At 51.9% G+C, this 13,908-nt stretch carries 13 protein-coding genes; 9 read left to right on the forward strand and 4 right to left on the reverse strand.

The window, feature by feature from the left end; genetic code table 11:
- Positions 1–108 precede the first annotated feature (108 nt).
- On the reverse strand, positions 109–1,524 hold the full coding sequence (locus MHH48_RS33575; RefSeq protein ID WP_076323780.1) for a hypothetical protein: 1,416 nt from the start codon (positions 1,522–1,524) through the stop codon (positions 109–111).
- Between the two features lie 189 nt (positions 1,525–1,713).
- On the opposite strand from MHH48_RS33575, the gene MHH48_RS33580 reads away from it, so the two are divergent.
- The 6 genes from MHH48_RS33580 (at position 1,714) to MHH48_RS33605 (ending at position 7,959) form a co-directional block, all read left to right on the forward strand.
- Entirely contained in the window at positions 1,714–2,256 is a 543-nt protein-coding gene (locus tag MHH48_RS33580; protein ID WP_076323779.1) for a hypothetical protein, read from the forward strand.
- Between the two features lie 44 nt (positions 2,257–2,300).
- The gene (locus MHH48_RS33585; protein WP_076323778.1) at positions 2,301–3,002 is read left to right on the forward strand and encodes a response regulator transcription factor; all 702 of its coding nucleotides are present in this window, start codon (positions 2,301–2,303) and stop codon (positions 3,000–3,002) included.
- Positions 2,999–4,009 carry a sensor histidine kinase gene (locus tag MHH48_RS33590; protein WP_076323777.1) on the forward strand — a complete coding sequence of 337 codons (1,011 nt, stop codon included), beginning with the start codon at positions 2,999–3,001 and terminating at the stop codon, positions 4,007–4,009. The genes MHH48_RS33585 and MHH48_RS33590 overlap by 4 nt, the downstream gene beginning before the upstream one ends.
- A 187-nt stretch (positions 4,010–4,196) precedes the next feature.
- A complete protein-coding gene (locus MHH48_RS33595) occupies positions 4,197–4,967 on the forward strand; it encodes an ABC transporter ATP-binding protein (protein WP_076323776.1) in 771 nt (256 codons plus the stop codon).
- On the forward strand, positions 4,942–6,870 hold the full coding sequence (locus MHH48_RS33600; RefSeq protein ID WP_076323775.1) for an ABC transporter permease: 1,929 nt from the start codon (positions 4,942–4,944) through the stop codon (positions 6,868–6,870). The genes MHH48_RS33595 and MHH48_RS33600 overlap by 26 nt, the downstream gene beginning before the upstream one ends.
- Positions 6,871–7,959: a DUF418 domain-containing protein gene (locus MHH48_RS33605; protein WP_076323774.1), complete on the forward strand. Its 1,089-nt coding sequence runs from the start codon at positions 6,871–6,873 to the stop codon at positions 7,957–7,959.
- Between the two features lie 68 nt (positions 7,960–8,027).
- Here MHH48_RS33605 and MHH48_RS33610 read toward each other — a convergent pair whose 3' ends face one another.
- The gene (locus MHH48_RS33610; protein WP_076323773.1) at positions 8,028–9,380 is read right to left on the reverse strand and encodes a PLP-dependent aminotransferase family protein; all 1,353 of its coding nucleotides are present in this window, start codon (positions 9,378–9,380) and stop codon (positions 8,028–8,030) included.
- Between the two features lie 130 nt (positions 9,381–9,510).
- On the opposite strand from MHH48_RS33610, the gene MHH48_RS33615 reads away from it, so the two are divergent.
- Together MHH48_RS33615 and MHH48_RS33620 are read left to right on the forward strand one after the other, a co-directional pair.
- Entirely contained in the window at positions 9,511–10,752 is a 1,242-nt protein-coding gene (locus MHH48_RS33615; protein ID WP_076323772.1) for an MFS transporter, read from the forward strand.
- 27 nt (positions 10,753–10,779) lie between these two features.
- Positions 10,780–11,385: a DJ-1/PfpI family protein gene (locus tag MHH48_RS33620; RefSeq protein ID WP_076323771.1), complete on the forward strand. Its 606-nt coding sequence runs from the start codon at positions 10,780–10,782 to the stop codon at positions 11,383–11,385.
- Between the two features lie 80 nt (positions 11,386–11,465).
- Here the strand turns inward: MHH48_RS33620 and MHH48_RS33625 are convergent, their stop codons facing one another.
- Complete coding sequence (locus tag MHH48_RS33625) at positions 11,466–12,272, reverse strand: aminoglycoside phosphotransferase family protein (RefSeq protein ID WP_076323770.1); 807 nt, start codon at positions 12,270–12,272, stop codon at positions 11,466–11,468.
- Positions 12,273–12,294: 22 nt separating this feature from the next.
- Positions 12,295–12,750, reverse strand: coding sequence for an SgcJ/EcaC family oxidoreductase (locus tag MHH48_RS33630; RefSeq protein ID WP_076323769.1), 456 nt, complete (start codon positions 12,748–12,750; stop codon positions 12,295–12,297).
- Between the two features lie 234 nt (positions 12,751–12,984).
- On the opposite strand from MHH48_RS33630, the gene MHH48_RS33635 reads away from it, so the two are divergent.
- Positions 12,985–13,815, forward strand: a complete 831-nt coding sequence (locus MHH48_RS33635) for a MerR family transcriptional regulator (RefSeq protein ID WP_076323768.1) — start codon at positions 12,985–12,987, stop codon at positions 13,813–13,815.
- Positions 13,816–13,908: the final 93 nt, after the last annotated feature.

Here is a 13,908-nt window from a genome sequence, read left to right on the forward strand (position 1 = left end):
GGATACCCCTTATGTATGAGGTATACATGGATATGACCAACTTCGGTTCCTCCATAGATGAAACGAGCGCTGACGTATACGGTCAGCGCTATTTATGTTTGCCATGGCTTACACCAGAAACATCGCCACGACGGTAGTCACGGTCAGTCCTAGCAGCACCGGCTTCAAATTTCGTCTGGCAAGCTCGAACGGGCTGACTCCGCAGATGGCTGCAGCCGGGATCAACGCCCAGGGAATGAGCGTACCGCCACCTACCCAGATTGCGGCAACCTGCCCAAGCGCCGTCAGGGTAGCCGCGCCCGAGCCAATGGCCGTAGCGAACAGCTGCGCGATCGAGCCGGCAAGCGATATACCCGAGAAGCCCGAACCGTCAAGCCCTGTAATCGCGCCGGTGATCGTCAATGTTACCGAACCCACCGCACCGTTCAGCGGCACCGCATTCGCGAGGGCAACCCCCAGGTCGTTCACGATCCCATGAGATGCTTCCGGAAGCACTTTACCGAACAATTCGGTAAATGCTGCATCCCCCAGATAGAAGAACGCCGCAATAGGAATGACGGGACCGAATACTTTGAATCCAAACATGAATCCCTCGATCAAATACGAGGTGACCTTCTCTAATCCCCGGTTGCGGTGAGCCAGCAAGGCAATGACACTGAGGATAAGGACGGCTGTGCCGCCGACCAAGGCCGTTGCATCTCCGCCCTGCAGCTTTAGGATGAACATGGTGACAACGTCTGCCGCGAACAACAGCAAAATGACGATAGCCAACCATTTTTTCATAACCGGGGATATCGCCGAAACAGCATCATCCTCTTCGGTACGCGTGGTAAGCGCGTCCCCCATGCTTTTAATGGTTACCAGTCCATCTCTCCAGCTGCCGTTCCGCTGATCTCTGCGCATCATCCAGAATGCCGTTACGGTTGTCACAAGTCCCATGACGATCACGAGCGGCACACTGGCAGCCATAACGCTGGATACAGGCAAACCGGCTGCATCCGCGGTTAATTTAGGCGCACCCTGGATAATATAATCTCCCGATAGCGCAATGCCGTGACCGAACAGATTCATCGCCACCGCCGCACCGAGGGCCGGCAAACCCACACGGATGGCCACAGGCAGCAGGACCGCACCAATTAACGCAACTGCCGGTGACGGCCAGAAGAAGAAGGACGTGACCATCATAATGATTCCGATGCCCCAGTAAGCCATCGTGGGAGTACGTAGAAACCGGGTTAGCGGGGCCACCATCGTCTCGTTGATCCCCGTCTTGATCAGGACTCGGCTCATCGCCACAATGATGGATATAATCATGATGGTGCCCATCAGCTCTTTAGTTGCATAAATGAATGAGTGAAACACGCCGGAGACCGAGCCGCTTAGCGTTTCCGTAGCCAGAAGGCCAAGCGCAAATATTCCGGTAATACAAATAAGCGACGTATCGCGCCGCCGAATCAACAGCGTCATGATCAAGACGATAAACGCCAGGTACACCCAGTGAATCGCGGTTAAATGAATCCCCATATGAAGTCACGCCCTTTCTCAGGCAGCAGGTTTGATGTGACTACATCTTATGCATGGGCCTGGGCAAAGGTTAATTCGGGATCGTGCCATGATTCACAACTTGATTGGGCATCTCATATACTTGGTATGTTATGACCTATTTCATCTAGATTATGGTAAAATAATCAAAACATAAAAGAGGTGTACAGCATGCCAAATCGGGAACAACGCTTCATCGCTATAGCCGCGATCATTCAGGTGATCATCGTTGTAATCTTGGGGTATAACCGTGTTCGGGATTCTATCCGATTTACCAATGAGACATTTGATCCTTCGTTCTTGTCTCAAGGGGCCTACATTCTATTATCTCTCGTTATATTTCTCCTGTTCATTACCGCTTCGTTAGGGGCATGGGCACAAAAGACATGGGGATGGTCGGCAACAGTGGGACTATATGTTACATTCATATTTTCCATCTTCATGTCAACAGGTGTTGCCATGCGAGTGTCCGACATTGATATCAACGCGCAATTCTTTTGGAAGCCCATACTCTTGATTATCATCTCCATTGCTGCGCTATGGTTTTGGTTTCGAGCGGCCATCCGCAGCAGATTCCATCTACAGCTTAAATCAGCGATACTGCTTACTTTGGTTGCCAGCATCGGGTTCATTCTCCTCGCAGTTCTCATAGATTACCTCCAATTCAGAATCATGGACCACTGGATTTCCAACGTCATCTCCAATTCGGTATAGTAGTACATGATGTAGTTTGGAGTTAAAAGGAGTTGGAAGGATCAGTGTATACCATCCTGATTGTGGAAGACGATGAACGCATCGCGGATAAATTAAGATCGGCTATTTCCAAATATGATTTTAACGTACGGATCACCGAAGACTTCAGCCGCGTCATGGACATTTTTACGGATACGAAGCCGGACCTGGTTCTGCTGGACGTCAACCTGCCGAAATACGACGGTTTCTATTGGTGCAGGCAAATCCGTACCCAATCGCACTGCCCGATCATCTTCATCTCGGCGCGCGACAGCGGCATGGATCAGATTATGGCGCTGGAAAACGGGGCGGATGATTATATTACGAAGCCGTTTGACATGGAGCTCGTTCTGGCCAAAATCCGCAGCCACCTGCGCCGTGCGGTCGGTGCCTATGCCTCCGGTCAGGAAGATGAGCATACCGTCGAAAGCGCCGGTGTTATCATCTATCCGGAGCGATTCGTCGTGACCTATGGAGACGAGTCTGCTGAGCTTACCCAGAAGGAAGCAGCCCTGCTGACGATGCTGATGGAAAAAGACGGCCGTGTGGTCAGCCGTGAGCGGCTGCTGGACCTGATGTGGGAAGATCAGCATTTCATTGATGACAATACGTTAAATGTTTATATTACACGGGTTCGTCGCAAGCTTCGCGAGCTGGGCGCCGGAGATCTTATCGAAACCGTCCGGGGAGCAGGCTACCGATTCATGACAGGCAGGGAGCCTCAATGAGACTCTTCTTGCGGGAGCATCTCCCGCTCATTCTGTTTTTTACCGTTCAAATGCTGCTCATCCCCCTGCTGTACTGGCTTACCGGCGAAGGCAGACCTTTTACTGTCGTGTTATATGGGGTGCTGCTGAGCAGTGTCGTGCTGCTTCTCTATCTTGCATACCGGTATCTTTCCCATCGCACGATGTATCAAGAGCTTTCTTCCGAGGAGCTTTCGGAGAAGGAATTCATAAGCCCTCCCCTGGGTGAAGCGCCTCTACCGGAAGCGATACACGAGCGGATCGGCCACTATGAACGCTTATACCGCGAACAACTGCATCGGCATCAAAGCCAAACCGACCAGCATCTGGCATTCGTCAACCGCTGGGTACATCAGATGAAGACCCCGCTGTCGGTGATTCAGCTAACGCTCGATGAAGTCGAAGAAACACCCGCCGAACATATTCGGGAAGAGCTTGAGCGCATTCGTAAAGGCCTCGAAATGGTGCTGTATACCGCGCGCCTGGACCGGTTCGAGCAGGATTTCGCGGTAGAAGCCATCGGCCTTCATGCCGCGGTAAGCGAATCCGTCGTCGAGAACCGCAAGCTGTTCATTCGTAAGGGGATTACGCCGGTGTTCCAAATCGATGATCGGATCTTTGTCTATACTGATGCCAAATGGTTTCGATTTATGCTGGGTCAGATTCTGACGAACGCCGTGAACTACTCCGGCAGCCCTGGCAAGAAGATTCAATTAACTGCAGAAGAAGCGGGAGAACACATCAAACTCCATATCCGCGATGAGGGTATCGGCATTGCGCCCGAGGACATCAATCGGGTGTTCCATCCCTACTTCACCGGAGAACGCGGTCGGCAATATCATGAATCTACCGGCATGGGCCTATATCTTGTCCGTGAAATTGCCCATAAGCTGGATCACACCGCCCAACTGGAATCCACGCTGGGTGAAGGAACTACCGTTACCTTGACGCTGCGGAAAGCAGTAAAAGAAGACACATCTCAAACTTAGATGTGTCTTCTTTGCATTGGACAGAGGCTAATTTCATATCGATCATCTCGGAATACGAACAAAAAATACGAACATAACCTTATGGCAGTTGTAAGCTCCGTTTCACCTAAATCCATAGCAGGGTCAAGTCAGTATACGATAGAGTTAGGTTACACTATGAGGTATATAGAAAGGAGCATCTGGTTTTATGGATATTCTTGAAGTAAAAGCATTAAACAAAGTATATGCGGGCAAAGTGGCGACACAAGCTCTTACCGATATTCATCTCACCATCCAAGAAGGAGAATTCGTCGGCATCATGGGCCCTTCTGGCAGCGGCAAAACCACCCTGCTGAACATGGTGTCCACCATCGATCGTCCAAGCTCGGGCGAGGTCAAGATCGGGGGCAAAAATCCTTATACTATGAAAAAAAGCGAGCTTGCCCACTTCCGTCGCAGACAGCTCGGCTTTGTGTTTCAAGATTTCAATCTGCTTGATACGTTAACGGTTGCCGAGAATATCGTGCTTCCGCTTACGCTGGACCGCCGTCCGCTCAAGGACATGGAGTCGCTGCTGCAGCAAACCGCTTCACGGCTTGGCATCCGCGAAATTCTGAATAAACGCGTGTACGAAATTTCGGGAGGGCAACGACAGCGCACCGCGATTGCCAGGGCTATCATCGGCGCACCTCTGTTATTGCTTGCGGATGAGCCTACAGGAGCGCTCGATTCCAACTCCTCACGCATCGTGATGGAGTCGTTAGCTGAGATTAACGAGCGGGATCGTACCACATTGATGCTAGTTACGCATGATCCTCTGGCCGCAAGCTATTGCAACCGCATCGTCTTTATTAAAGACGGCAAGCTTGCCGCCGAAATTCACCGCGGAGAGAACCGGCAGGCCTTTTTCCAAAAAATCATCGATACGCTATCGTTCTGGGGAGGGAATACAAGTGAGCTTTCCTCAATTCGCGTTTAACAACGTCCGGCGTAACGCGCGTCAATATTTCGCTTACCTGCTTAGCAGCTCGTTCATGGTCATGATCTTCTTTACGTATGCGGTGTTCATCTATCATCCGGCTATCGAGAATTCGCCTATGGGCACTATGACGCGTACAGGAATGACAATTGCCACGGTCATCGTCTACGTGTTTGCGTTCTTATTCGTGCTGTATTCGATCAGCGTCTTCCTGAAGTCGCGGAACCGGGAGTTCGGTATACTTACCATCCTCGGAGCCGAAGCCAAACAGATCAATTGGCTGATCTTCCTGGAGAACATTCTGATTGGCGCCATTGCCATCGTAACAGGCATCGCCAGCGGAATGCTGTTATCCAAGGTATTCCTGCTCATCAGCACCAAAGTAATTGATATGGACGAGCTGCCGTTCTATTGGCCGGTCGAAGCGATGCTGCTGACCGCCGGTGCGTTCGCCGCGCTGTTTCTCGTCATTTCGCTCTTTACCTTGTTATTTATTCGGAAAAATCAAGTCCTGGAGCTTCTCAAAGGCACCAGCAAACCGAAAACCGAACCGAAAACCAATCTGTTCCTGGCCCTCTTGGGCGTGGTGCTGCTTACCATCGGCTTTACCGTCCTTCGCGTCAAAGAGTTAGACCCTACGGGACTGATGATCGCCGCGGTAACCGGAATTATGGGCACGTATTTCTTCTACTCCCAGCTATCGGTGTGGGTTGTCCGGATGCTGCAGAGAAGCCGCACGACCACATGGAAAGGGACCAACCTGCTGTGGATTTCCGAAATGAGTTACAAGATCAAAGACAATGCCCGCATGCTATTTTTGGTCACGGTTGTGGTGGCCCTGGCTTCCATGAGCACCGGTTTCGTGCTGGCTATGCAGCAATCGGTCAACTCGGTATATTTGGATAACCCGTATGCGCTAAGTTACAGCTACTACGGCAATACCGACGATAAGAAAGTGCAGGAAGAATTGGCTCTGATTGAACAGCGGCTGCAGTCTGAAGGGTTGGCGTACAAACAGGCGGATATTGAGACTATCTACTATAGCATGTCACCGAAGGGGGAGAACTCCTTATCCATCATGCCGCAATCCCAATACAACCTTTTGGCTGCCATGATGAATGTGGAGCCGTCCGGGACATTCGGCGAGAATGAAGCCTTATTGGCGGAAACCCCGATTGCAGCGAAGAAGAGCAAGGGAACGCTAACGGAATTGGATATCGAATTATCCGGTCAGCCCTACTCTTTCAGCTTGGAGAACCGCACAGACCGGATTGCGGCTGTGGTATATAGCGGCAGGCTGCTGGTCGTCACGGACAACATGTTCGAGGAGCTGCGGGAGCAAATAGCTAACAGATTCGGAGTAAATCGAATGAGGCAATTTATGCTCCCAGCTTCTGAGGGGCTTCCCGAGAAGGATGATACCGAAACCAAGCTCGGCCTTGAGCTCTCAAAATGGAACCGGGATGCCATTCATGAAGGGTATGTTCAATCCAGGGCGGAGAACTATTACACCAATAAACAAGGATTTTCGTTATTCAGCTTTATCGGGGTGTTTGTTGCCTTGATATTCTCAATCTCATCGGCAAGTTTCTTGTATTTCAAACTGCATACGGAGCTTTCAGCTGATCAAGCGATGTATCGTTCTCTGTCCAAGATTGGACTCAGTGCGCGGGAGATGAACATCTCCGCAACGATTCAGATTGCCGTACTATTCTTTATCCCCATCCTGGTTGCAGCCCTGCAGTCCCTAGTTGTGCTCGGTCCGATTCTCGGATATCTGGATGTTCCGTATGTAAGCGGTCCTGTACTTGTTGCTTCATCAGCATTCCTGGCTGCCCAAACGATCTATTTCCTGATCGCCAGAGCCCGTTATATTAAATCTGTGAATGGAATGATGGTGTGAATGCATAAAGAACAAAAAGACACAGTGACTCAGCATCGGCCTGCCATTGGAAAGGGGCGATTACATTTTTTAGACCAGTTCAGGGGGTTTGCCCTCCTTGGTCTGCCGTTTGTTAACGTATTGGCGCTCTGGCTCATCGCCACGCCGGAAACCGCAGCGGATTTTTGGCTGCAGCGAGGGCTTAACTTTTTCGTAGAAGCCCGATTCTACACCATCTTCACGTTCCTGTTCGGACTAGGGTTCTACATGTTTCTATCCCGAAGCGCTTCATCGGGAGGAAAGCCAAGACTTCGGCTGTATATCCGCCGATTAGTGATTTTAGTGCTGATCGGGTTCATACATCAGCAGTATCAATCCGGGGAGGCCTTGTTTCATTATGCGATTGTCGGTCTGCTTGCGGTTCCACTCTATTGGGCACCGCGGAGGGTTAACCTTGGCATTGGATTGGCGGGGTTTACATTTGCGGCAATCATGGGAGGCAAGCTGCTGACCATCCCGTTCCTGATCCTGTTAGGGCTGGCCGCAGGCCAATATCGATTAATGGACATCATCAGCAAGGAATTACGATTAAGCAAGCTGCGCATGGTTTGGCTGCTGTCGTTACTTGGAACCGTCATTGCCATCGGGGCCATGTGGTGGGCAGCACCTCCCGAGCCGATGTCACCGTTTTTATTCAAGGTAGAAGGCGAATCGCCATCACCGACCATGGAAGCGGCCTTCACTCTGGCACATATCGGGATAGCGACGGGCCCTCTCGTGTCCGTATTTTATCTAAGCTCACTCTTAAAGCTTGGGCGTACCCGCATAGGTGCGAAGATGCTGTATCCGTTGCAGGCATATGGGCGAATGGCGCTTACCAACTACATTGGACAGACCGTCTTTCTGGTAGGGATTCAGCGCTTGATCCTAGACGCCTCACCCACAACGTATGTCGTATCGACGCTCGTTTCCCTAGGGATTGTTGCCTTCCAAATCATAACCAGCAATCTGTGGATGCGTTGGTTCCAATTCGGACCTCTCGAATGGTTGTGGCGATGCGGTACCTATGTGTCCATCGTGCCGATTCGCAAAAAAACAGGAGCCCTATAGGGTTCCTGTTTTTTGGGTTTGTTATTGCCGAGTGGCCAGATAAACTCCCCATATCAGCGTCCCTCCCGCTATCTCATCCTCAGCTCCAGGCGCCTGATCTCCTGCTCGATGACCGTCAATCCCGCCTCAATCCGGGGTTTCTCCACCCCGATTATACATAACCGAATCCGGTCATTTTGCTGATTCTCCGGCAGCAGATGCAAATCCACGTTCGTAACCGAACCCCCTCTTTGCATCAGGCGCTCCTGCAGTAAAGATGCCTTTACGTATTTCGGGAGGCGGAGGGTGATGAACACGCCGGAGGAAGGGCAAGTATAGGAAATGCCGCTGCCGAAGACACGGGCACACACCTCGGTGGCATATCGCATCTTCTCCCGGTAATGTGCCCGAATTCTGGCGGCATGGCGCCTGTACATTCCACTCTTGATATAAATTTCAAGGGCGCCTTGAGAGAGAATCGGAGATGAAACGTCCGCAGCGTTCTTATACGTTATGAACAAATCCAGCAAGAGCTCGGGAAGAATAACGGCACCCATTCGAATACCCGGCAGAATCGTTTTCGAGAAGCTTTTGACATAGATGACATGGTTTGACTGATCCAGTGCGTACAAGGGGTCTACCTTCGCATCCTCCTCCAGATCCGCCAGATAATCGTCTTCCACGATATAAACATCATACTGCCGGGCAAGCTCCGCAATACGCAGCTTCTGCTCCAGCGAATACGAGGTGCCTAGCGGGTTAAGGAATCTCGGTACCGTATAGAAGAATTTGATCTGTCCACTACGAAAATGAGACTCCAACACCTCCATGTCGATACCCCGCTCATCGCGCTGGATTCCGATCACCGAACAGCCTGCAACGCGCGCTGCCGCCAAGAAACCGAAATACGTCGGCTGTTCTACCAGCACCGCCTGCCCCTTACCCGGAAAAGGCATGCGCGTCAGGATCGAGAAGGCTTGCTGCGCTCCAGTGACCACAGCGATGTGATCGGGTTTCGCAAAGATCTGCTGCCCATAGAAGTACCTGCTCAGCTCGTTCCTTAAAGAGAAGATCCCCTGCGGATCGGTGTAACCGAACAGCTCCTCCTTATACACGGAAATCGCCTTCCGTAAGCAGTGCTCCATCTCCTGGAACGGCAAAAAATCGCCCCGGGGTGTCGTTGAGGCGAAATCAATCGGCTCGCTTTCCGTTCGCGCCGAGGTGCGGTTCTTCCCTTCAACAAGGTAGTAGCCGCTCTTGGCTACCGGGTAGATGACATCATCGCGCTCCAAGGTCTGATATGCACGAACGACCGTGTTGGGACTACAGGAGAACATTTTGGCCACGGCCCGGACCGAAGGCAGCTTATGGCCTGACCGGATATGCCCCCCTTCCACTTCCCGGATCATATACGCAACAATTTGCTCGTGCTTCGTGTCCATCCCAATCATCCCCCTGTATTGATACAGTTGATCTAAATTGTCCTGTTCATTTTCTGCTCCATGATTAGAATTAGCTTATTCCATGACATAGCGGAAGTAAAGACATAGGAAAGGAGCTGACGGGTCAGCGATGAAAAAAGATCGGGGTTATGCGTGGATCATACTACTGTATCTATGGACACTTGGTTTTGCAGCGGCAATCAGCCGGTTTGTCATGTCTTATTACCAGCACGAAATGGCACGGGATTTGGACGTGGACCTGACCTTTATTAGCTTCACATGGTCCTTCAACATTGCCGTCGCCGCTATCTGTTCTCCCCTCGGCGGATGGTTAACCGATAAATACGGCCCCAAAAAAATGATGCTCCTGAACGCCCTGTTTGGCGTACTGTCCATGCTGACCGTGCTTACGCTTCATCATCCGGCGGGATTTTTCATAGGACTCGGACTGCTCTCCGGCCTCTCCGGCATGGCCGCGAGTACAGGATATGTCGTGGTTACAAGCTGGTTCAGCCGGCATAAGGCGAAAGCGCTCATGATCATGACCAGCGCAAGCTCCCTCGGATTGGCCATACTGACGCCTCTATTTGTCAGCAATCGGGATTGGCTTGACTGGACAACGGCATTCACCATCACCTTGTGGATTACGCTCATTTCCATACCGCTCACTTTCCTTATCATGAAGGAACGCCAACCGGGTCAGCACAGAGAGAAACCCGCTGTTTCGGATTCACCCCCATCAACGGGACGGCTGCCGTTCCTCTCGATCGCCAGGGAGATGGTAACCAACCGGACGGTACTCCTGGTGGTCTTTGCCTTGTTCACTTGCGGCTTCAGCATGGGAACGGTTGAAATGCACCTGATGGCCATCCACCGGCATGATCATGTCGGCTCGGTAATGTTCACATCCTCACTGAGCATTCTCGGTCTGCTTGAGTTGGCAGGCGGGCTGCTGTTTGCCTTGCTCCTGGATCGGATGTCCAGAAGTTTGGCACTGTCCTTCCTGTATGCATTCCGAATTCTGGCCTTTACGATGCTGTTTCTGCACTTCAGCATTTCTCCGATCGTCTTCTCGGTCATCTTCGGAGCCAGTTATTTAGGGGCCATCCCCGGTGGCATATTGGTGGCTAGCGAAGCTATGGGCAATCGCTCCGTTGGATTGCAGACAGGAACGCTGCTTATTTTCCATCAAGCGGGAGCTGTTCTCGGTTCTTTTTCCGGCGGATTCCTGTTTGACCTCACGAACAGCTACCAATGGTTGATCGGCCTCAACCTGATGTTCAGCGCCTTGTCGGCTATGGGCTACTATCATCTTCATCGAACGTCGAATCGAAGACGTTCCGTCCCGGGTCAGTCGTCGGCCGAGGCTTAATAAACTCCCTATAGGCAGGTGTTCTTAATGAAAATGGCTTTTATTCTGTTCCATGGGATGACGTCCCTGGACCTTATCGGCTTCACCGAAGTGATGACCAGGCTCTCCCGTATCCGTCCCGACTCGGAAATCTCCTGGGATTACTGCGCGATGAGCCAGCAAATTACGGATGATCGCGGACTGGAGTATGTCATATCCAAGGTAAGACCGAATCTGTCGGAATATGACCTGGTCTTCGTGCCTGGCGGCTTTACTACGCGGGAGTTGAGGTTCGACCCCGATGTACTGGCTTGGCTGCGGACAGCCCGGGAAGCACAACATCTCGTATCCGTGTGCACAGGATCGCTGCTGCTTGGCGCGGCCGGGTTGCTGGAGGGCAAGCGGGCTACCTCCAATGGTTCGGCTTACGAGCTTTTGGCACCCTACTGCAAGGAGGTCGTTCATGCACGCATTGTACAGGATGACCGCCTCTTTACGGGCAGCGGGGTTTCTTCATCCATCGATCTCGGCCTGTACGTGCTGGAGAGGTTAACCGATGCAGCCACCGCGGAACGGGTGAAATCGGATATGAGCTACCCGTATTACCAGACGGGAAACTCATCCTCGGTCTATCATGCCAAGACAGGCGTATAAATTCCGAAAAAGCCTCCCCGAAATGGGCCCACTTTCCCCATTCCGAGGAGCCTGGCGGGTTCATAGAAGCCTAATCTCCATTAAGCATAAACACGCAGCCGATCATCAATTAGACCCAGCAGCCATGCTCTTTCTCCAGGGACATCCTCTCTCAGCCTGGCTGCCGCTACCGGCAGCATCCAGCGGTCGATCTCCTCCATCTTTGCATGAGATAATCGACGATATTCATTCAGGTATATTTTATTCCATAGGATTCGGGCCATCCGAAGCGGAATCACCATAAGGCTCGACTGTTCGAGCGGATGAAAAGGAGATTGAAACATCAGGGATGTCCTGGCGATGTCGCATAGAGGGTCACCAATCGTGGCGTTATTCCAATCGATCGCCCGGTATCCGCTCTCCGCCACGATCACATTGTCCGGGTGGAAGTCGCCATGACAGATGGAGTCCCCCTCAGGAAAAGAGTCCAGTACCTTGCATATGGCCTGCGCCTTTCCCTGCAGGATGCCGCTTGCATCAAGAATTGCATGCTCCAGCCTTTCTTTTTGCGGCGGCAGCAAGGTTGTCGTGCAGCCATGCATCGCATGTTGGAGCCGTGCCATCTCACGGGCGCACTTCATGAGCTTGCGCGGTGACGATTGAACCTGATGCAGCATTGACGGTCCTGTCACCCGTTCATACACCAGCCCCGTTCGTCCCTCGATATCCACCATGTCAAAGACGGCAGGGGCAGGCACGCCCGCTTCCGCAACGATGCGGCCCATCTCCGCCTCATATGTCACCCATTCCGGGGGGTACCCTTCATAATACAGCTTTAAAGCCTGAGACTCTCCCCATTCATACACCTCTGCGCTCCTGCCTCTTCCAATCTGTGTACCCTTCTTCAAAGCATTTCCTCCGCTTCCTACGTCAGCTGGATTTTGATTTCGAACGCATCATTAACCGCTGAATCCAGCCTGGCTCCTGAATCCGGCAGTTGTGAAATGCGGATATCTTCCATTCCCCGTTCTGTTTGATGAGCACGTTGGTATTAATCGAGAATCGGCTGGTGGGCGGCTTCTTATGAAATCTTAGCTGTACCGCTCCTGTTGCGTGGGCTATCGCAAGCTCCGGGGTCAGGAAACGCAGTTCCGTTGGGGTGGGTCCCGCCACCAGCTTGGAATCTCGCAGAACCCCGTTCCACAGCTCCTGATGGACCTCATCGATCTCTTGGCGGCCCTTCAAGTGCTGTCCGCTAAACGTGACGTAATCCGCATCATCCGTAAAGCATTCCGCATAAGCCCGGCCATTCCCTTCTCCCCACGCCTTGGACAGCGAATCGAATAACGTTTGGATCGCCTGGCGATCCTCGTACGTTCCGTTCATCAGCCTCATCTCCATTCCTTTCTTGCTCTTAAGCGGGATCGCTGAATCTTCTTTGAACCCATTGTATGATAATCCGGCCGGTTTTGAATTCCCACTCCAGGATGAAAACCGACTCGGTCTTGGGACCGAGCTGTTCCTTCAGAACCGGCGAGCTAAGTTCTTTACGTACGCAGGAGCGCGAGATATGATATCGTTATCCACGCAGACCGAATCGTAAAGGAGGTTGCCATCGGCATGATGAAGATCAGCGCTTTTGCCAAGGTCAGCGGCATTTCCATCAAGACATTGCGATATTATGATGAGCTGGGCCTATTGAAGCCGGCCCATGTTGATGAACAAAGCGGATACCGTTACTATTCCGAGGAGCAGCTTCTGACCGTCAAGCGAATTGCCTCTTACAAGGAACAGGGGTTTACCTTGGAACAGCTCAAGCCTTTTTTTGAAGAGGATCTAGAAACCGATGTCGTAAAGAACAAACTTGCGGATAAAATGACGGAGCTTCAGCATGCGATGCAGACCCTCCAGCAGCAGCTGGAGGGAGTGAACAGCAGGATGTCGCGCTTGGAACCATCCGAAGCCGGTGATCCGGCAGGCCCCATCCGTATCCGGGAAGTCCCATCCCAGCTCGCCGCTTCCATTCGCGACCAAGTCCCCCGTAGCCAGCTATGTCTCTTGCTTGATGAGATTACGAAATACGCTATCTTATATGGAGAAGAGGAAGCTAGCCAACTAACCATCCTTTGGCATAATCACGACAGCGAGAATACCGACATCGCCGACATCGAAGTCGCAGTCCCCATAACTAGGGATATACCTGCTAATGGTCGGGTGCGTGTAGACTTCCTACCGGAGTTGCAATCTGCCGCATCTCTTGTCCATCGTTGTGATCCGTACGGCTATAGCTGTCTCGCCTTACCCGAGCTCAAGGCATGGATTTCGTCCCAAGGCTTCGTTCAATCGGACCGGGAGCCGATCCGTGAGATCTATCTCACCTCGGATAAAGATATCTACGGCAAGAAGCGTCCTGCGGAATTGCTTATCCCCTTACGAGGTAACATGGAGTAACCCTTCCTTTGCACTAATAGGCTACCGAAAACGAACCTCGACCCAGCCTCCATCCGTACTTACAGCAGCAGTAATCTGGTATGACTTTTATGT

The sequence above is a fragment of the Paenibacillus sp. FSL F4-0100 genome (genome assembly GCF_037993005.1).
Classification (GTDB): domain Bacteria; phylum Bacillota; class Bacilli; order Paenibacillales; family Paenibacillaceae; genus Paenibacillus_AQ.